Origin of the sequence: Asanoa ishikariensis (genome assembly GCF_900107455.1) — a bacterium.
Lineage (GTDB): Bacteria > Actinomycetota > Actinomycetes > Mycobacteriales > Micromonosporaceae > Asanoa > Asanoa ishikariensis.
The window spans coordinates 1,645,073-1,663,776 of sequence record NZ_FNQB01000003.1 but is presented as its reverse complement, the minus strand read 5'-3'; the positions used below and the strand labels follow the sequence as shown (position 1 = coordinate 1,663,776).

Annotated in this window: 18 protein-coding genes; 15 read left to right on the top strand and 3 right to left on the bottom strand. The window is 69.9% G+C overall.

The window, feature by feature from the left end; genetic code table 11:
- The first annotated feature begins 9 nt into the window (after positions 1–9).
- From secA2 to BLV39_RS31665, 3 genes are all read left to right on the top strand, one after another.
- On the top strand, positions 10–2,316 hold the full coding sequence (gene secA2, locus BLV39_RS31675) for an accessory Sec system translocase SecA2 (RefSeq protein WP_090800288.1): 2,307 nt from the start codon (positions 10–12) through the stop codon (positions 2,314–2,316).
- A 401-nt stretch (positions 2,317–2,717) separates the two neighbouring features.
- On the top strand, positions 2,718–3,461 hold the full coding sequence (locus BLV39_RS31670; RefSeq protein ID WP_090800287.1) for a GAF and ANTAR domain-containing protein: 744 nt from the start codon (positions 2,718–2,720) through the stop codon (positions 3,459–3,461).
- Positions 3,462–3,868: 407 nt separating this feature from the next.
- Complete coding sequence (locus BLV39_RS31665) at positions 3,869–4,516, top strand: DUF2231 domain-containing protein (protein ID WP_308442722.1); 648 nt, start codon at positions 3,869–3,871, stop codon at positions 4,514–4,516.
- Positions 4,517–4,523: 7 nt separating this feature from the next.
- Here the strand turns inward: BLV39_RS31665 and BLV39_RS31660 are convergent, their stop codons facing one another.
- The 3 genes from BLV39_RS31660 to BLV39_RS31650 all read right to left on the bottom strand — a co-directional run bounded on the left by BLV39_RS31660 (position 4,524) and on the right by BLV39_RS31650 (position 6,710).
- A complete protein-coding gene (locus BLV39_RS31660; RefSeq protein WP_090800286.1) occupies positions 4,524–5,246 on the bottom strand; it encodes a TIGR03089 family protein in 723 nt (240 codons plus the stop codon).
- A gap of 11 nt (positions 5,247–5,257) precedes the next feature.
- A complete protein-coding gene (locus BLV39_RS31655; protein ID WP_143049967.1) occupies positions 5,258–5,653 on the bottom strand; it encodes a hypothetical protein in 396 nt (131 codons plus the stop codon).
- A 136-nt stretch (positions 5,654–5,789) separates the two neighbouring features.
- Positions 5,790–6,710, bottom strand: a complete 921-nt coding sequence (locus tag BLV39_RS31650; protein WP_176985200.1) for a DUF3500 domain-containing protein — start codon at positions 6,708–6,710, stop codon at positions 5,790–5,792.
- 59 nt (positions 6,711–6,769) lie between these two features.
- On the opposite strand from BLV39_RS31650, the gene BLV39_RS31645 reads away from it, so the two are divergent.
- The 12 genes from BLV39_RS31645 to BLV39_RS31590 all read left to right on the top strand — a co-directional run bounded on the left by BLV39_RS31645 (position 6,770) and on the right by BLV39_RS31590 (position 18,655).
- On the top strand, positions 6,770–7,453 hold the full coding sequence (locus BLV39_RS31645) for an N-acyl homoserine lactonase family protein (protein ID WP_090800284.1): 684 nt from the start codon (positions 6,770–6,772) through the stop codon (positions 7,451–7,453).
- 6 nt (positions 7,454–7,459) lie between these two features.
- Entirely contained in the window at positions 7,460–7,873 is a 414-nt protein-coding gene (locus tag BLV39_RS31640) for an acyl-CoA thioesterase (RefSeq protein WP_090800283.1), read from the top strand.
- Between the two features lie 95 nt (positions 7,874–7,968).
- On the top strand, positions 7,969–8,808 hold the full coding sequence (locus tag BLV39_RS31635) for a nitrilase-related carbon-nitrogen hydrolase (protein WP_090800282.1): 840 nt from the start codon (positions 7,969–7,971) through the stop codon (positions 8,806–8,808).
- A 14-nt stretch (positions 8,809–8,822) separates the two neighbouring features.
- Positions 8,823–10,229, top strand: a complete 1,407-nt coding sequence (hydA, locus tag BLV39_RS31630) for a dihydropyrimidinase (protein WP_090800281.1) — start codon at positions 8,823–8,825, stop codon at positions 10,227–10,229.
- 11 nt (positions 10,230–10,240) lie between these two features.
- The gene (locus BLV39_RS31625; protein ID WP_090800280.1) at positions 10,241–11,722 is read left to right on the top strand and encodes a CoA-acylating methylmalonate-semialdehyde dehydrogenase; all 1,482 of its coding nucleotides are present in this window, start codon (positions 10,241–10,243) and stop codon (positions 11,720–11,722) included.
- A 14-nt stretch (positions 11,723–11,736) separates the two neighbouring features.
- The gene (locus BLV39_RS31620) at positions 11,737–12,738 is read left to right on the top strand and encodes a TIGR03842 family LLM class F420-dependent oxidoreductase (protein ID WP_090800279.1); all 1,002 of its coding nucleotides are present in this window, start codon (positions 11,737–11,739) and stop codon (positions 12,736–12,738) included.
- Positions 12,735–13,592, top strand: coding sequence for an ABC transporter permease (locus BLV39_RS31615; RefSeq protein WP_090800278.1), 858 nt, complete (start codon positions 12,735–12,737; stop codon positions 13,590–13,592). The genes BLV39_RS31620 and BLV39_RS31615 overlap by 4 nt, the downstream gene beginning before the upstream one ends.
- A complete protein-coding gene (locus BLV39_RS31610) occupies positions 13,589–14,374 on the top strand; it encodes an ABC transporter ATP-binding protein (protein WP_090800277.1) in 786 nt (261 codons plus the stop codon). Before BLV39_RS31615 ends, BLV39_RS31610 begins: the two co-directional genes overlap by 4 nt.
- The gene (locus BLV39_RS31605) at positions 14,371–15,195 is read left to right on the top strand and encodes an ABC transporter permease (protein WP_090800276.1); all 825 of its coding nucleotides are present in this window, start codon (positions 14,371–14,373) and stop codon (positions 15,193–15,195) included. Before BLV39_RS31610 ends, BLV39_RS31605 begins: the two co-directional genes overlap by 4 nt.
- 21 nt (positions 15,196–15,216) lie before the next feature.
- Positions 15,217–16,353, top strand: coding sequence for an ABC transporter substrate-binding protein (locus BLV39_RS31600; RefSeq protein WP_090800275.1), 1,137 nt, complete (start codon positions 15,217–15,219; stop codon positions 16,351–16,353).
- A gap of 245 nt (positions 16,354–16,598) precedes the next feature.
- Complete coding sequence (locus BLV39_RS31595) at positions 16,599–18,008, top strand: serine/threonine-protein kinase (RefSeq protein WP_090800274.1); 1,410 nt, start codon at positions 16,599–16,601, stop codon at positions 18,006–18,008.
- Positions 18,009–18,439: 431 nt separating this feature from the next.
- Positions 18,440–18,655: a winged helix-turn-helix domain-containing protein gene (locus BLV39_RS31590; RefSeq protein WP_239083873.1), complete on the top strand. Its 216-nt coding sequence runs from the start codon at positions 18,440–18,442 to the stop codon at positions 18,653–18,655.
- The last annotated feature ends 49 nt before the right edge of the window (positions 18,656–18,704 follow it).

Genomic DNA, 18,704 nt, shown 5'->3' with positions numbered 1-18,704 from the left:
TTTCCGTCCATGGGAGTCATGCAGCGGTTGAAGAACAGGACCCAGCGTTTCCTCCAGCGCCCTGGCACGACGGTCGACCTGGCGCCGCTGCAGAAGGTGCTGCCCGAGATCGAGGCGCTCGAAGACGAGCTCAAGGAGCTCGACGACGCCGCACTGACCGAACGGGCCGCGCAGGCGTCCCAGGTCGCCGAGATCTGTGCGCTCGGCAGGGAGGCGGCGCGCCGCACGCTTGGCGAGCGGCCCTACGACGTCCAACTGCTCGGCGTGCTGGCGATGCTCGGTGGCAGCGTCGCCGAGATGGCCACCGGTGAGGGCAAGACCTTGACCGCGGCCATCGCGGCGTACGGGCATGTGCGCAGCAACAACGGCCCGGTCCACGTGCTGACGGTCAACGACTACCTCGCACGCCGCGACGCGGAGTGGATGGAGCCGATCTACAAGCTCCTCGGCCTCTCCGTCGGCTGGGTGACCGAGTCGTCGACTCCCGACGAGCGGCGGGCGGCCTATGCCTGCGACGTCATCTACGCGTCCGTCAGCGAGGCGGGCTTCGACTACCTGCGCGACCAGCTAGTCATCGACATCGACGACCGGGTCCAGAGCACGCTGGCCACCGCGATCGTCGACGAGGCCGACTCCATCCTGATCGACGAGGCGCGGGTGCCGATGGTGCTCGCCGGCGCGGTCGCGGGCGAGCAGGACCCGGTGCACGTCGCCGCCGGCGTGGTGAAGGGCCTACGGTCCGGGCGCCACTACGAGATCGCCGACGACGGCCGCAGCGTGGCGTTCACCAGCACCGGCCTCTCGGTCGTCGAGCGCAAGCTGGGCGGCATCGACCTCTACGACGACGAGCACGTCGAGCAGCTCTCCGCCGTCAACGTCGCCCTGCACGCGCAGGCGCTGCTGCACCGCGACGTCGACTACATCGTGCGCAACGGCGCGGTCGAGCTGGTCGACGAGATGCGCGGCCGGGTCGCCCAGCGCCGTCGCTGGCCCGACGGCCTCCAGGCCGCGGTCGAGGCCAAGGAGGGTCTCGACGCCACCGCCGAGGGCGAGGTGCTGGGCACGGTCACAGTCCAGGCCTACATCGCGCTCTACCCGACGGTCTGCGGCATGACGGCGACCGCTGTGCTGGTCGGCGAGCAGCTCCGGGAGTACTTCAAGCTCGAGGTCGCGGTGATCCCGCCCAACACGCCGTGCGTCCGGATCGACGACCCCGACCGGATCTACGCGACCCGGCAGGAGAAGGAAGACGCGCTGGTCGCCGAGATCGTCCTTGCCCACGAGAAGGGTCGTCCGGTCCTGGTCGGCACCCTCGACGTCAAGGAGTCCGAGAGCCTGGCCAAGGCGCTCGAGGCGGCGGGCATCCCGTGTCACGTCCTCAACGCCAAGAACGACGACGAGGAAGCCGAGATCATCGCGGAGGCCGGCAAGTTCGGCGCGGTGACCGTGTCGACGCAGATGGCCGGCCGCGGTGTCGACATCCGCCTGGGCGGCAGCGACCAGGCCGACAGCGAGCGGGTCGCCGAGCTGGGCGGCCTCTACGTGCTCGGCGGCGGCCGGCACCACAGCCGGCGGGTCGACGACCAGCTCCGTGGCCGCGCCGGCCGGCAGGGCGACCCGGGCGCCTCGACGTTCTTCGTGAGCCTCGAAGACGACCTCATCCAGCGCAACGCCCCCGACTCGATCCCGGCCTCGCCGAAGATGAACTTCGAGGGCCTCGTGACGGACGAGCAGGTCGACTACGCGGTCGAGCACGCCCAGCGGGTCTCCGAGGGTGTGCAGCACGAGATCCACCGCAACACCTGGCGCTACAGCGTGGTGATCGAGCAGCAGCGCAAGGCACTGTCCGAGCGCCGCGAGCGGGTGCTGACCAGCGACGTCGCCGCCGAGATGCTCAAGAAGCGCGAGCCCGAGAAGGCCGAGGAGCTGGTCGAGCTCGACGAGGAGCTGCTGCCGCGCGTGGCGCGCTCGATCGCGCTCTACCACATCGACCGGTTGTGGGCCGAGCATCTGGCGGAGCTGTCCGAGGTACGCGAGGGCGTCCACCTACGTGCCCTCGGCCGCCTCGACCCCCTCGACGAGTTCCACCGCGCGGCGGTGCCGGCATTCAACGCGCTGGTCCCGGCGATCGAGGAGCGCACAGTCGAGACGTTCGACGAGAACGAGTTCGACGCCGACTGGGCGCCCGACGACAAGACGCTGGTGCGGCCGAGCGCGACCTGGACCTACCTGGTCCACGACAACCCGTTCGGCTCCGAGCTCGACCGCCTCATCGCGGCCGTCGGCCGCCGCCTCAGCTCGGGCGGCAACGGCTGACCCACTGCCGACAGCCGGCATCCCGGGGCGCCAGCCGCCCCGGGCCCGGCTGACGCGTCACGCCCGGACCAGGACGTGAGAGCGTCCGGACCTCGGGCGGGCCTCGAGCGTCCGGACCTAGGGCGGGCCTGGACCTGAGTTCTCCGCTGTTCAGCGCCGCCGGATGCCCGCGGGCTGAGGCGATCTGGGCGTGGCCGGAGGGCGTCGCGGTGATCTGGACATTGAGGTGCAAAAGGCGTTCTCGGTCGAGTTCGGGATCCGGGACGCAGTTCGCCTCGGAAGCTGCCCGGGCCGATCTCGGTCCGGGGAGGATGGCGTGGAGGCGCGCACCCTGGGTACTGGGGTTCGCGCGGTCGCACAGGGGGCGTTAGCGTCCGCGGTGCGGGGGGAGGACAACTGATATGGCGGGTCCGGGTTCGGACGGGGATCCCATCAGTCTGGTGGCCGTGGAGACTGCGGCCCTCCTTCGGGAACTGACCGCCGGGCTGTTGGCGAGCAATGACCTTGAAGAGGCGCTGGACCACCTTGCCAAGACCAGTCGGCATGCCCTTCCCGGCGTGTCGTGGTCGAGTGTCACGCTGTTGCGCGCGGGGGAGCCGGCCAGTGTGGCTGCCTCGGACCGGCGGGCGCGGCGGTTGGACTCGCTGCAGTACGCCGCGGACGGGCCGGCGATGAGCGCGATCCGGCAGCGCGAGGTCGTGCTCGCCGACGACCTGAGCACCGAGACGCGCTGGCCCGAGTGGACGCCGCGGGCGGTGACCTATGGGGCGTGCGCGGTGCTCGCGGCGCCCGTCGATGTCGATGATCAGGTGCTTGGGTCGATCAGCCTGTACGCGTGCCAGCCCGACGTGCTCGGCCAGGGCGCCCAACTGACCGCGATGTTGCTCGCCGAGCACGCCGGCCTGCTGCTCGCGGCGGTGCGCGAGCGGGATCGGCGGGACTCGGTGCCCAGCGACCTCGCCGGCACCCTCGCCTCGGGCGAAGTGATCGGCCAGGCCATCGGCGTGGTGATGATGCAGCGTCGCTGCCCGCCCGCTGAGGCGCTCGACGTTCTGCGTGGCGCGTCGACGGCGCTCTCGATTCCGGTCGAGGACGTCGCCCGGCGGCTGGTGCGCTCCGCCGAGGACCGCGCCCGCGCCGTCTAGCTCTCGACTACGGGCCGCAACAGCCACCTGCCGGCCGCAACAGCCGACCGTGCCGGCCGCGAGAGCCACGGTGCCGGTCGGGACAGCCACGGTGCCGGTCGGGACAGCCACGGTGCCGGTCGGGACAGCCACGGTGCCGGTCGGGACAGCCACGGTGCCGGTCGGGACAGCCGCCGTGCCGGCCGCGACAGCCGCCGTGCCCGCCGCGACGGCCGCCGTGCGGGGTGTCGGCAGTGGACGGTCGCGGGATTTGGCCGAATCACTGAGGGACTCGGCTGAACCGGCGAGCCCTAACGGATGGTGCCAAGAGTGGTTAAGCCGTATCTAATGGGTGAATCGGGCGACGTGGGTTTTCGCCCGGGGCTTTCGGGTATCGCTGCGTGACACCCTGACCTCGACAATCAGGGGTGGAGGAGCTCGTGGATACCCGCCTTCGGATCTCCGGCCATCCAATCCAGCCGGTGCTGATGACGTTTCCGGTTGGCTTGTTCGTGTGTGCCGTCGTCTTCGACGTCGGGCGCCTTGTCGGCGCGCCGGCGATCGTCGGCGAAGTGGGCTACTGGACGGCTGTCGCCGGTCTGGTCGCCACCGCGTTGACGATGGTCGCCGGGATGGTCGACCTCTGGGACGTGCCGGCCGGCCCGGTTCGGCGTGACGTGATCACGTTCAACGCGGTCAACGCCGCGATGGCCGGCATCTTCCTGGTTGTCTGCCTGATGCGCGCCGGCAGCGGGCATCCGCTGGCCAGCGTTCCGATGGTGGTCATGGAGGGGCTGGCGCTCGCGGTGGGCGGCCTCGGGATCTGGCTCGGCGCCGGGCTGATGCGCCGGTTCGGCACGATGGCGGGGGACCGCAGCGTGCCGCGCGGACGTCGGCTGGTCGCGACACCGGACACCGTCGGATCCGGCACCGTGTACGCCACGAACCGCGCCGCCAACCGCGCCGGTCTGGGCTCACCCCAGTCCGTGCCGAGCGACCCCGAGCTGACCGCCGAAATGCGACTCGGCCTGGGAGGTCTGAGTGGCCTGGCCGCCGAGAGGCGCAACCCGGCCTGACCGAGCCCTACAGGACGCGGGTGACCCGCTCGTTCGCGATCCGAGTGTCCAACTGAGACCGGTCCAGGTTCGCGCACAGCACCACCGACGCCCCGGCCGACAGCGGCATCAACAGCCACTTCAACGGATGCTCGTGTTCCGCGGCGTCCACCAGCACGCGGTCACCCCGCGACAACCCGGAGCTCGTCGCGAGCGTCTGCGCGATCGACCCCCACTGCGCGTACGTGGTGCCATCGGCGGTCGCCGGGTCCGTCGCGCGCAGGAAGACCGACGGGTCCGGATCCGCGGCGTGCGAGCCCACCGCCGGCAGGAACTCGCGGTAGCCCTCCGGCATCGCTACCGGGCGCTTCTCGTCACCCAGGTCGAACAGGAACCGGTGTGTCGCGGCCGGCACGTCGACCAGCCAGTCGTCGAGCTGCCCCCGCGACACGAACACCGCGTCGACGGGCTCGTCCGAGTCGAAGGCCGGCAGCCCGGCGGTGGCCGACAGCCGGTACGACACCGCCACCCCGGCCGACCACGCGCCCAGCAACGCCGCCGCTGTCTGCCAGTGCGGTGGCAGCAGGACCGCTACCCGGCTGCCTGGCCCGAGGCCGCAACCCGAGGTCAACAACGCCGTCGTGCGTGCGGCCCACTCGCCCAGCGACGTCGCGGACAGCGCCACGTGCGATCCGGCGGCGTCGTCGTAGAAGGTGAGCAGCGGATCAGCGTGAGACACCAGCGAGGTCACGCCATGAGACCTTAGTCAGCCAGCGCGCCCTCGGCCACGCATGCCGACCGCAACGCCGCCGCCTCCTCGTCCGAGGGATGCAGCACCGCGAACAGGGACCGTCCCTGGGCCGCGACCACGCCGGCCTCGATCGCCCGTACGCCGTGCTCGCGCAGCGACGGCCGTGCTGATCGGGCGAACATTCCGTGCAACGTGCGGTACTCCGACTCGTCCAGCTCGACCGACGAGCGCCCGGCCAGCGAGCCGCAGGCTTGCAGGCCGGAGTCCTGGCGGAACTGGAAGTCGTAGGTCATCCACGCGCTACCCGCCAGCAGCACGACCACCGCGCTCGCGATCAGCACGGTGAACGCCTTGCGGGCGCGGGGGGTCATCTGCCATTCGGGCATGGTGGCCTGGGGATGTGACATGGGCAGCTCCAAGCGGGATCCGACCATTGAACAGGACGAAACCGCTCATGCCGCGCCACCGCGTCATAACTACACGATCGGGCTACAGCATCTCCACACGATCAACGCGGCTGCGCACGTTGATCGGCAGGATCCTTCAGTGGTACGCCCGACGGTGCTCGGCCAACAGGTCCGCTCCGAAGTCCGCCGCCGGTCGGCGCAGCACGCTGTGTGCGTGGTTGCCGCCGGCCGTGTTGTCGTACTCGATCAACAGGTCCGCCGCCTGGAGCCGGTAGTAATGCGGCGAACCGGGCCGCTCCGGACCGGCCCACGCGAAGCGGAGCTCCTCCAGCGAGGGGCTCAGGTCGTCCGCCAGCGTCGAGGGCAACCGGTCCAGGTAGACGCCGACCAGCGAGGCCAGCAGCGCACCGGCCGCCGGGTTCAGCGAGGTCGCCGAGACGCCCGAGGGGGACAGCGGGGACGCCGAAGCGGAGGTGCCGCTCTCGATGTCCAAAGGCGGCATGTCGGCGAACACCGCCAGCGATCGCTCGGTCGGCGACAGCGCCGCGAGCAGTGCGAACGCGACGTCCTCCTCCGGTGCCAGTGGCCGCGACACCGTGTGCGCGCCGTAGGTCACCCGGGCCGGGTTGGCGCCGAAGAACACCGGCGCCGGCGACACCGCGGACCCGGCGACCGTCATCGACACCGACAGGTGGTGCCCCTCGAACCGCCAGGTCCAGGGGTCGACGGAGCCCGGTGTCCCGAAGATCGACACCCAGTAGTCGTTCAGGTGTCGGCCCCGGACGTACCCCTCCGAACGGTCCAACACCTCCTCCAGAGACACGATCGCCAACGCCTGGGCGTACGCGTGCGGGCTCAGTCCCGTCGCCAGCAGCCGAAAAGCGGCCTTTCGGGCGGGCACCTCAAGAGAAGCCAGCGACACCCCGGGCCGGGTGTGCGGCCGGTACTCGATCCAGCGCCGCCCGTCGTCGTCGAACGGGAAGGGAAGCGGGGGACCCACCAGTGAGATCAGCTCGGTGGCCGCCGAAGTCATCGAGTCGGCAAGGGTGTCATCGATGGTCACGAGGTCAAGCCTCACACACCCGCGACGACGCTCACCGTGCAAGGATCAAGAACGTGGGAGATGTCCGCCGGATCGACCTCGGCTACTTCGTCCGCCCGGCGGACGAGGCCGGTGCCGCCCACCCCAGGATCGAGCCGGTCTTCGGCTACCTCGTCCGGCGCCCGGAAGGGCTGCTGCTCTTCGACACCGGCATGGGCTCCCATCCTGACGTGGACGCGCACTACCGGCCCACCCGAAGAACACTCCACACCGCTCTCGAACAGGCCGGCGTCACGACCGACGAGGTCACGATGGTGGTCAACTGCCACCTGCACTTCGACCACTGCGGCGGCAACCCGCTCTTCACCGGCCTCCCGATCGTCGTCCAGGACAAGGAGCTGGCGACGGCACGCAAGACCGCCGACTACACGCTCCCGGAGCTCGTCGACTTCGCCGGCGCTCACTACCTCGAGGTCAGCGGCGAGACCGAGCTGTGGCCGGGCGTCTGGGTCATCCCGACTCCGGGTCACACCGACGGACACCAGTCGGTGGCCGTTCGCCGCCCCGACGGCACCGTGGTGCTCGCCGGCCAGGCCCGCGACGACGCCACCACGTACGGCAGGGACGCCCTGGCCCTTAAAAGCGGACACGACATCCCGTACCCGAAATGGGTCGAAAGGCTCGTAGAACTTGACCCGCGCGCCATCGTCTTCGCCCACGACGCCGCGGTGTGGATGCCCGGCGAACGGAAGGACTAGCCAACATTGTTCCAGGTCAGGGTCACCGTCCGCGGCTACGAGCTCGACAGCCTCGGTCACCTCAACCAGGCGGTCTACCTCCAGTACGCCGAGCACGCCCGCTGGGAGATCCTCAGAGCGGCCGGCCTGACCCAGGAAAAGCTGCTGAGCTCCGGCGTCGCCCCGGTCGCCATGGAGACCACCATCCGTTACCGCCGCGAGCTGCGTGCCGGTGACGAGGTCGACGTCAGCTGCGAGTTCCAGTGGGGCGACGGCCGCACGTTCGGCGTGCACCAGGAGATCCGCAAGACCGACGGCATCCTCGCCGCCGAGGTCGACGGGCTCGGCGGACTGATCGATATGAAGACCCGCAAACTGGTCGCCGACCCCCGGGAACGGTGGAAGGCGATCACCCCGGACCCCGCCACGCTGGGCCTCTGACGCCAAACACGCCACGGCCTCTGATGTCTGTCGGAACACCGTCCTCGGTCATAGGCTGAACGGATTCACGCTGGCCGGGGGACAAGGAGGTTCCGATGCCGGAGAACATCCGCGCGGCGCTGGTGCAGACGAGCTGGACCGGCGACAAAGAGTCGATGATCAAGGCTCACGAGGAGTACGCCCGCCAAGCGGCCGCGCAGGGCGCCAAGGTCATCTGCTTCCAGGAGCTGTTCTACGGCCCCTATTTCTGCCAAGTGCAGGACAAGCAGTACTACTCGTACGCCGAGAGCATCCCGGGCCCGACGACCGAGCGTTTCCAGGCTCTCGCGAAAGAGCTGGGCATGGTCATGATCCTGCCGATGTACGAGCAGGAGCAGCCGGGCGTCCTCTACAACACGGCGGCCGTGGTCGACGCCGACGGCTCGTATCTCGGCAAGTACCGCAAGACGCACATCCCGCAGGTCAAGGGCTTCTGGGAGAAGTTCTACTTCCGGCCCGGCAACCTCGGCTACCCGACGTTCGACACGGCGGTCGGCCGGATCGGCGTCTACATCTGCTACGACCGGCACTTCCCCGAGGGCTGGCGGGCCCTGGGATTGGCCGGCGCGCGCATCGTCTTCAACCCGAGCGCCACCCACCGCGGCCTGTCCAGCTACCTGTGGAAGCTGGAGCAGCCGGCGAGCGCGGTCGCGAACGAGTACTTCATCGGCGCGATCAACCGCACCGGCATCGAGCCGCTGGGCGAGAACGACTTCTACGGCACCTCGTACTTCGTCGACCCGGAAGGCAAGTTCGTCGGTGAGACCGGCGACGCCAACGAGCCCGAGCTGATCGTCCGCGACCTCGACATGGCGCTGCTCGAAGAGGTCCGCGACCGCTGGCAGTTCTACCGCGACCGCCGCCCCGACGCCTACGACCGGCTCGTCCAGCCCTGACGCGAGGACACGACATGACCCTTCTGATCACCGGTGGCGAGGTGGTCGGCCCGACCGGCCGCTTCGCCGCCGACGTGCTGGTCGACGGCGAGACGATCAGCGCACTCCTCGCGCCCGGCACCTGGTCCGGACAGCCCGAGACGACCATCGACGCGACCGGCAAACTGGTCATCCCCGGCGGCATCGACGTGCACACGCACATGAAGCTGCCGTTCGGCGGCACCTTCGCCTCCGACGATTTCGACACCGGGACGAAGGCTGCCGCGTACGGCGGCACCACCACGATCATCGATTTCGCGGTGCAGCGCACCGGTGAAGTCGTGCAGGACGGTCTGGCCGCCTGGCACGCGCTGGCGGACGGCAACGCGCACATCGACTACGGCTTCCACATGATCATCGGTGGGGTCGACGACGACGCGCTCAAGGCGATGGACCAGCTCGTCGCCGACGAGGGCGTGACCAGCTTCAAGCTGTTCATGGCGTACCCGGGCGTCTTCTACTCGGACGACGGCAAGGTGCTGCGCGCGATGCAGACCGCGCGGGAGAACGGCGCCACGATCATGATGCACGCCGAGAACGGCATCGCGATCGACGTGCTGGTCGCCCAGGCGCTCGCGAAAGGCCAGACCGACCCGGTCTTCCACGGGCTGACCCGCCCCTCGATCCTGGAGGGCGAGGCCACCCACCGCGCGATCGCGCTGGCCCAGGTCGCCCGCGACACCCCGCTCTACTTCGTGCACCTGTCGGCCAGCGAGGCGCTCGCCGAGGTGGCCGCGGCCCGCGACGCCGGTCGCAACGTGTTCGCGGAGACCTGCCCGCAATACCTGTATCTGACGCTGGAGGACCAGCTCGGCGCCCCCGGTTTCGAGGGTGCCAAGTGGGTCGCGTCGCCGCCGCTGCGCTCCAAGGAGGAGCCGCACCGCGACGACCTCTGGCGTGGCCTGCGCACCAACGACCTGGCCATCGTGTCGACGGACCACTGCCCGTTCTGCATGAAGGACCAGAAGGAGCTCGGGCTCGGTGACTTTTCCAAGATCCCCAACGGGATGGGTACGGTCGAGCACCGGGTGGACCTGGTCTACCAGGGTGTCGCCGAGGGCAAGCTGTCCGTCGAGCGCTGGGTCGAGACGATCGCGACCACGCCGGCCCGGATGTTCGGGCTCTACCCCCGCAAGGGCGTGATCGCGCCGGGCTCCGACGCCGACATCGTGCTCTACGACCCCAACGGGCGCACCACGATCAGCGCCGCGACCCACCACATGAACCTGGACTACTCGGCCTGGGAGGGGTTCACCATCGCGGGCAAGGTCGACACGGTCATCTCCCGTGGCGAGGTGCTCGTCGACCGGGACGGTGGCTACCACGGTCGCAAGGGCCGCGGTCGCTACCTCAAGCGCGGCCTGTCCTCCTACCTGCGGTGAAGGTGAAAGCGATGCGAGAGATTCCACATTGGATCGGCGGCCGCGAGGTGGCCGGCACGGGCGACCGCCGGCTGCCCGTCTTCGACCCGGCCACGGGCGAGGTCCAGGCCGAGGTGGTCGCCGCCACCGCGCAGGAGGTACGCACGGCGGTGCAGACCGCGCTGGCCGTGCAGCCGGCCTGGCGGGCGGCCAGCCTGTCCCGCCGCGCCGAGGTGATGTTCCGGTTCCGCGACCTGGTCGACGGGCACCGCAAGGAGATCGCCTCGCTGCTCTCGTCCGAGCACGGCAAGACCATCGCCGACGCGTCCGGTGAGGTGGCCCGCGGGCTGGAGAACGCGGAGTTCGCCGCCGGGGCACCGCACCTGCTCAAGGGCGGCTACAGCGAGCAGGCCGCGGGCGGCGTCGACGTCTACTCGATCCAGCAGCCGCTCGGCGTCGTCGCCGGCATCACGCCGTTCAACTTCCCGGCCATGGTGCCGATGTGGATGTTCTGCAACGCGCTGGTGGCCGGCAACGGCTTCATCCTCAAGCCGAGCGAGAAGGACCCGTCGGTCTCGCTGCTGCTGGCCGACCTGCTGCGCCGCGCCGGGCTGCCGGACGGCGTGTTCAACGTCGTCCAGGGCGACAAGGCGGCGGTCGACGCGCTGCTCGCCGACCCGGACGTCAAGGCGATCAGCTTCGTCGGCTCGACCCCGGTCGCGCAGTCGATCTACGAGACCGGCACCCGCAACGGCAAGCGCGTCCAGGCGCTCGGCGGCGCCAAGAACCACATGATCGTGCTGCCCGACGCCGACGTGCCGGCCGCGGCCGACGCGGCGGTGTCCGCCGGTTTCGGCTCGGCGGGGGAGCGGTGCATGGCCGTCTCCGTCGTCGTGGCGGTCGGCAACGTCGGCGACACCCTGGTCCAGGAGATCGCCCAGCGGATCGCCAAGATCCGGGTGGGCGCGGCCAGCGACCCCGACGCCGAGATGGGCCCGCTGATCAGCGGCGTGCACCGCGACAAGGTGCGCTCCTACCTGGACTGTGACGGCGGCGAGATCGTCGTAGACGGCCGCGAAGCGGATATTTCGGGCGGCCCCGGGTTCTTCTTAGCGCCCTCACTGGTGGACAAAGTGGACACCACATCGCCGTACTACACCGACGAGATCTTCGGGCCCGTGCTCTCGGTCGTCCGGGTCGAGACGTACGACGATGCGCTCAAGTTGGTCAACGACAACCCGTGGGGCAACGGCACCGCCATCTTCACCCGCGATGGTGGGGCGGCCCGACGCTTCCAGTACGACGTCGACTGCGGCATGGTCGGCGTCAACGTGCCGATCCCGGTGCCGGTCGCCTACTACAGCTTCGGCGGCTGGAAGGCGTCGCTCTTCGGCGACGTGCACATGTACGGGCCGGACGGCCTGCGCTTCTACACCCGCACCAAGGTGGTCACCTCACGCTGGCCGGACCCGGCCACGAGCCAGGTCGACCTGGGCTTCCCGAAGGTCCGCTAGATAAGGAGCAATGGATGGACATCGGTGTCGTCTTCCAGTGCGACCCACCGGCCAGCGAGGTCGTCCGCCTCGCCAAGCAGGCGGAGACACTCGGCTTCAGTCACGTGTGGACGTTCGACTCACACCTGTTGTGGGAAGAGCCGTTCGTCATCTACAGCCAGATCCTCGCCCAGACGTCCCGGGTGAAGGTCGGCCCGATGGTCACCAACCCGGGGACCCGCGACTGGACGGTGACGGCATCGCTGTTCGCCACGCTCAACGAGATGTTCGGCAACCGCACGGTCTGCGGCATCGGCCGCGGCGACTCGGCGTTGCGCACGCTCGGCTACAAGCCGACGACGATCGCCGAGCTCCGGGAGTGCGTCACGCTGATCCGCGAGCTGGCGCACGGGCGGGAGGCCGACTACAAGGGCCGACCGGTGCACTTCCCGTGGGTACGCGACGGCGAGTTGGAGATGTGGATCGCGGCGTACGGCCCGCGGGCGCTGGCGCTGGCCGGTGAGGTCGGCGACGGCTACATCCTCCAGCTCGCCGACCCGGATATCGCCGCGTGGATGATCAAGTCGGTGCGGGCCGCGGCCGAGAAGGCCGGTCGCGACCCCGCGTCGATCACGTTCTGCGTCGCGGCGCCCGCCTACGTCGGCGAGGACCTAGCGCACCAGCGCGACCAGACCCGCTGGTTCGGCGGCATGGTGGGCAACCACGTCGCCGACATCGTGACCCGCTACGGGGAGTCCGGCGCGGTGCCGCAGGCGCTGACCGACTACATCCGAAACCGGCAGGGGTACGACTACGCCGAGCACGGGCGGGCCGGCAACACGCACACCGACTTCGTACCCGACGAGATCGTCGATCGGTTCTGCCTGCTCGGTCCGGTCGAGGCGCACCTCGAGAAGCTGCAACAGTTGCGTGAGCTGGGCGTCGACCAGTTCGCGCTCTATCTGCAGCACGACGACAAGGAAAACACCCTCCACGCGTACGGCGAAAAGATCATCCCGGCCCTGGCATCCCGATGAACCGCCGGGGGCGGCTCGTCCTCGGCGCGCTCGGCGCCGTGGTGGTGGGTGTGCTGCTCTGGGAGGGTTACAAGGCGGTCGGGGACCCCGACGGCACGATGCTGTTCGGCACGCGGATCCTGCCGCGCACCGACGACGGCGCGATGCCGCACGTGTGGACGATCCTGTCCCGGTTCGGCGACCCCGAGCTGTCCGGCGGCGACCCGATCTGGCTCGTGGTGCTCCAGGCGTGCCTGTTCACCCTGCGCAGCGTCGCCCTCGGGTTCGTCGCCGGCGGCCTGATCGGGCTGCTGCTCGCGGTGCTCATGCAGCGGCTGCGGATCGTCGAGCGCGGGCTGCTGCCCTACGTGATCCTGTCGCAGACCGTGCCACTGATCGCGCTCGCGCCGGTCATCGCGGGCTGGGGCGGGCGGCTCTCGATCGGCGCGTACCCGTGGCAGCCCTGGATGTCCGTCACGGTGATCGCGATGTACCTCGCGTTCTTCCCGGTCGCCGTCGGCATGCTGCGGGGTCTCCAGTCGCCGGCGCCGATCGCCGAGGAGTTGATGCGCAGCTACGCCGCCGGTTGGTGGCAGACGCTGGTCAAGCTCCGCCTGCCGGCTTCGACTCCGTACCTCTTCCCGGCCCTTCGGCTGGCCGCCGCCGCGGCGGTCGTCGGAGCCGTCGTCGGAGAGATTTCCACGGGCACCCGTGGTGGTGTCGGTCGATTGGTGATCGAATACTCACGGGAGGCCACGACGGATCCCGCCAAGGTCTTCACGGCGATGATCGGCGCCGCTGCCCTCGGGCTCGCGGTCGCCGCGCTCATCGGGTTCAGCGAGTTCCTGCTCCGCCGGCGGAGGGTGCGGGCATGACTGCGGTGCTGCTCGAAGGTGTGTCCAAGGTGTTCAACGCCGGCCGGGCCGACGAGGTCACCGCGCTGACCGCAGTCGACCTCACGGTCGAGCGCGGCGAGTTCGTCACGCTGATCGGGCCGTCGGGCTGCGGAAAGTCCACGCTGCTCCGGCTGGTCGGCGACCTGACCCAGCCGTCCACCGGCACGGTCACCGTGGCTGGCAAGCCGGCCGCCACCGCCCGCGCCGACCAGGAATACGGAATCGCCTTCCAGCAGGCCGGACTGTTCGAGTGGCGGACCGTGCAGCGCAACGTCGAGCTGCCGCTGGAACTGCGCGGCACGTCGAAACGCGAGCGGCGCGAACGGGCCCGCGAGATGCTCGACCTGGTCGGGCTGGGTGACTTCGCGGGGCACTACCCGGCCCAGCTATCCGGTGGCATGCAGCAGCGGGTCGCGATCGCCCGGGCGCTGGCCGTACACCCGCCGCTTCTTTTGATGGACGAGCCGTTCGGCGCACTGGACGAGATGACCCGCGAACGCCTCCAGGACGAGCTCCTGCGGATCTGCGCCAGCACCGGCACCAGCACGATCTTCGTCACGCACTCGATTCCCGAGGCCGTCTACCTCTCCGACCGGGTCGTGGTGATGTCCGCCCGGCCCGGCCGGATCACCGAGGTCGTCCCGATCGACCTCGGCCCGCGCACCGAGGCGACCCGGCAGTCGCCTGGCTTCTTCACCGGCATCACCAAGGTCCGCCGCGCGCTGCGCGGTGAGGCCGTACCCGCCGGCGCGACGTCATGACCACGGCCGTCGACCCGGTGGTCGCGGCCGACCCCACGGCACCGGTCGTCACCCGCCGGCGCCGCGGCGGCCCCTGGCTGGCTGTCCTCCCGCCGCTGGTGGTCGGCGTCGCCGGCCTGCTGCTGTGGGAGACGGTGGTCAAGGTCGGCCGGGTGGCGCCCTATGTGCTGCCCGCGCCGTCGGCGATCGGCGAGCAGTTCTGGCTGAGCCGCGAGGTGGTCTGGCGCACCGGCCTGGCCAGCGGCGAGAACGCCCTGATCGGGTTGCTCGCCGGCGCGGCCGTCGGGCTGCTCGCGGCCATGGTCGCGGCCCGCTTCGCCTTCCTCGGCGAGGTATCCATCCCGGTGGCGGCGGCGCTGAACGCGCTGCCGATCATCGCCCTGGCACCCATCCTCAACAACATGTTCGACTCGACCAGCAGCGTGCCCCGACGCCTGGTGGTCGCGATAGTGGTGTTCTTTCCCGTGTTCGTCAACGCGCTACGCGGGCTGCGCGAGGTGGACCCGATCCACCGGGACCTGATGGCCAGCTACGCCGCGAGCGGCTGGACCGTCACCCGGCTGGTCCGCCTCCCCGCCGCCCTGCCGTTCGTCTTCACCGGTCTGCGCCAGGCGTCCTCCCTGGCGGTGATCGCGGCGGTGGTCGCGGAGTACTTCGGCGGGCTGCAGAACGGCCTGGGCTCCCGGATCACCTCGGCGGCGGCCAACACCGCGTACCCCCGTGCCTGGGCCTTCGTGGTCGGGGCGTGCGTGCTCGGTCTCGTCTTCTATCTGGTGGCCCTTCTCCTGGAACGGCTCGTTATGCCTTGGCGGAGGGTCTAGAGAACCAACCGGAGGACCATTGTGAAGCGTACGAGAACCGCCCTTGCCATTCTTGCTCTGTCCACTCTGGTGCTCACCGCGTGCGGCACGGCCGACGAGCCTGCCCCTTCGGCGGGCAGCGGTGGCACCAAGAGCGTCAAGCTCCAACTCCAGTGGTTCGTGCAGGGTCAGTTCGCCGGCTACATCGCCGCGGCCGACCAGGGTTTCTACAAAGAGCAGGGCCTCGACGTCGAGATCCTCGAGGGCGGCGTCGACATCGTGCCGCAGACCGTGCTGGCCCAGGGTCAGGCCGACTTCGCGATCGCGTGGGTGCCCAAGGCGCTGGCTTCGCGCGAGCAGGGCGCCGGGATCACCAACATCGGCCAGATCTTCCAGCGCTCGGGGACGTACCAGGTCTCGTTCGCCTCGGCCAACATCAAGTCGCCGGCGGACCTGAAGGGCAAGAAGGTCGGCAACTGGGGCTTCGGCAACGAGTTCGAGCTGTTCGCGGCGATGACCAAGGCCGGGCTCGACCCCGGCAAGGACGTCACCCTGGTGCAGCAGCAGTTCGACATGCAGGGCCTGCTGCGCAAGGACATCGACGCGGCACAGGCGATGAGCTACAACGAGTACGCCCAGCTCCTGGAGGCCAAGGACCCGGCGACAGGCAAGCTCTACGACCCGTCGGCGTTCACCGTGCTCGACTGGAACTCGGTCGGCACCGCGATGCTCCAGGACGCGGTCTGGGCAAACACGTCGAAGCTCGAGTCCGACGCGTCCTATCAGGACACCGCGACGAAGTTCCTGGCTGCGTCCATCAAGGGCTGGGCCTACTGCCGCGACAACCCCGAGGCCTGCCGCGACCTGGTCGTCAAGCGCGGCTCGAAGCTCGGCGCCAGCCACCAGCTCTGGCAGGTCAACGAGGTCAACAAGCTGGTCTGGCCGGCACCCGCCGGCGCCGGCATGATCGACGAGGCGGCCTGGAAGGCCACGGTCGACCTGTCGATGACCACGAAGAACGCCGACGGCCAGACGGTGCTCACCAAGGCGCCCGAAGGCCTGGCCTACACGAACGACTACGTCCAGAAGGCCCTGGACACCCTCAAGGCGCAGGGCGTCGACGTCAACGGCGCCGGCTTCACGCCGAAGACCGTCACCCTCACCGAGGGCGGAGCCTAGAGATAAGCAAGGGTCCCTTGTTATCGCTTTTCGCATAACAAGGGACCCTTGCCATCTTTCTTGTCGCTGGGGGGAGAGCCCGCGGCCCGCGAGTACGTCCTCGATCCGCACGGGTGAACGTCAATTCGCGGCCTTCCCGGGCCGCGATTGGCGCGTCTTCCGCGGGCTGGCGCCGTCTCGAGCGCCGTCGGCCCAGGTGGCCTATGGTTGCGTGACCGCAATTATTCGACCCGGAAGGGACGTCGATGGCTGGACGGCGACTGGCCGACCGGTACGAGCTCGACGAGGTGCTGGCCCGAGGCGGAATGGGAGTCGTCTGGCGAGGCCGCGACCTGCGGCTCGACCGGGCGGTGGCCGTCAAGCTGGTCTCGGGCTCGGCGTTGACAGACCCCACGGTGATCGAGCGCTTCGACCGCGAGGCCCGCACCGTGGCCCGCCTCAACCACCCGAACATCGTGGCGATCTACGACTTCGGCACCGACTCCGGGGACTCCTATCTGGTCATGGAGCTCGTGGAGGGCCGCAGCCTGGCCGCGATGATCGGCGAGGGGCGGCTCTCGGTCGACGACACGGTGGCGGTCGCGGCACAGACCTGTGCCGGCCTGGCCGCCGCGCACGCCGCTGGGGTCGTCCACCGAGACGTCAAACCGGCGAACCTCATCCGGACCACGGACGGCGTGGTCAAGATCTGCGACTTCGGCATCGCCCATCTGCAGCACGCCTCCGATCAGGCGCGGCTCACCGGCACAGCGATCGCGATGGGCTCCACCAGCTACATGTCGCCGGAACAGGTCAACGGGGATCCGGTGGACGCGCGAACCGATCTCTACGGACTGGGCTGCACCATCCACGCCATGCTCACGGGCGCGCCACCGTTCGTCGGCGTGACGCCGCTGTCCGTCGTACACCAACACGTCACCCAGTCACCGCCCGACGTGCGAACAGCGCGGCCCGATGTGCCGGTTTTGCTCGCACGGCTGGTCGACGAACTGCTGTCGAAGTCGCCGAACGACCGACCCACCGACGCCGGCGCCGTCGCGGCGCGGTTGACCGGACGCGCACCTGTCCGTGCGCGCGCCGAGACGCCGGCGCTCGCCGCCGTCCCGCCCCGGCCGCGCCGGCGCGTGTGGGGCATCGCGGGCGCCACCGCCGGCGCGGTGGCGGCGCTCGTTCTGGCGTCGCTGCTCGCCGCCACCCGCGACGGTCGCCCCGCCGCGGTCGCCGTGCCGCCACCCGCATCGGCCGAACCCGCGTCAGCACCGAGCCCCGCGCACGCGAGCGCGTCGCCGTCGCCCACCACCGCGGGACCGACACGGACGAAGACCACCGCCCCGACGACCCCGCCGCCGCCCACCACGCCGCGGCCGACACGGACGTCCCCGCCTGCTGTCCCGGTGGATCCGATCGCCGACCTGCGCCGGACCATCGACGTCCAGATGGAAACCGGCCAGCTCAAGGCCAAGGAAGCGGCGGACCTGCACAAACGGGTCGACGACATCGCCCGGCGCCTCGATCACGACGCCCCGGACGCCACCAGGAAGGTCGACGAGCTCCGCACCCGGCTGACAGATCTCCGCCGCCAGGAAAAGCTCACCGAGTCGGGCTACGCGGCCATTTCCCGCGCCGTCGACCGCCTACCCGCAGCGGCGGTGTGAGCAGCGGGCCGATCGGCCGACAAGCCACGCACGTCAGCGGCACCGACCGCGGTGATCGCCCATCGCCCTGAGACCCGCCGCAGACCTGCCAGTGCAGCGCGAACCGCGTGCTACGACCGCGTGCCGACGTGGACCTGCCAGTGCAGCGCGAACCGCGAGATACGACCGTGCCGACGTGGACCTGCCGGCCGGAGATGGGGGTCGCCGGCCGGCAGGGTGCGGGCGCCGCGCTGCCCAGCCGGCGGTCCGCTGTGGATCGCGGGCGGTCACCTAAGGCGCCAACCCGGAAGTGAACCGCCGCGTTCCACCGATGAACCTATTCCAACTGGTTCCATCTGGTCAACGTCCAATCTCAACTTGTTCCAACAAGATGACATGCCAACCCTTCATGTGGTGGACTCGCGATGGCCAACCGGAAAGCGAGCTCCATCGTGGAACCCACCACCGAATATCGTCGCGTCCTCGACGACCTCGTCCGCCGAATCGAGGCCGGCGAGCTCGCGCCTGGCGAGAAGCTGCCCTCGACCGTGCGCCTGGCCGCCGACTACAGCGTCAGCATCTCCACGATCCACCGCGTCACCACGACCCTGGAGGATCGCGGCCTGATCCGTGGCGTGCCCGGCAAGGGGCGGTACGTCCGGTCTTGAGCCGGTGTCCCAACACGCGGGACAACCTACTAACCCAGTAGGATTAGTG

Bases quoted from the DNA above. Each gene is read 5' to 3' on its own strand.
- secA2 (WP_090800288.1), top strand. From the start codon at position 10: ATGGGAGTCATGCAGCGGTTGAAGAACAGGACCCAGCGTTTCCTCCAG.
- BLV39_RS31670 (WP_090800287.1), top strand. From the start codon at position 2,718: ATGGCGGGTCCGGGTTCGGACGGGGATCCCATCAGTCTGGTGGCCGTG.
- BLV39_RS31655 (WP_143049967.1), bottom strand. From the start codon at position 5,653: ATGTCACATCCCCAGGCCACCATGCCCGAATGGCAGATGACCCCCCGC.
- BLV39_RS31635 (WP_090800282.1), top strand. From the start codon at position 7,969: ATGCCGGAGAACATCCGCGCGGCGCTGGTGCAGACGAGCTGGACCGGC.
- hydA (WP_090800281.1), top strand. From the start codon at position 8,823: ATGACCCTTCTGATCACCGGTGGCGAGGTGGTCGGCCCGACCGGCCGC.
- BLV39_RS31625 (WP_090800280.1), top strand. From the start codon at position 10,241: ATGCGAGAGATTCCACATTGGATCGGCGGCCGCGAGGTGGCCGGCACG.
- BLV39_RS31620 (WP_090800279.1), top strand. From the start codon at position 11,737: ATGGACATCGGTGTCGTCTTCCAGTGCGACCCACCGGCCAGCGAGGTC.
- BLV39_RS31615 (WP_090800278.1), top strand. From the start codon at position 12,735: ATGAACCGCCGGGGGCGGCTCGTCCTCGGCGCGCTCGGCGCCGTGGTG.
- BLV39_RS31610 (WP_090800277.1), top strand. From the start codon at position 13,589: ATGACTGCGGTGCTGCTCGAAGGTGTGTCCAAGGTGTTCAACGCCGGC.
- BLV39_RS31605 (WP_090800276.1), top strand. From the start codon at position 14,371: ATGACCACGGCCGTCGACCCGGTGGTCGCGGCCGACCCCACGGCACCG.
- BLV39_RS31595 (WP_090800274.1), top strand. From the start codon at position 16,599: ATGGCTGGACGGCGACTGGCCGACCGGTACGAGCTCGACGAGGTGCTG.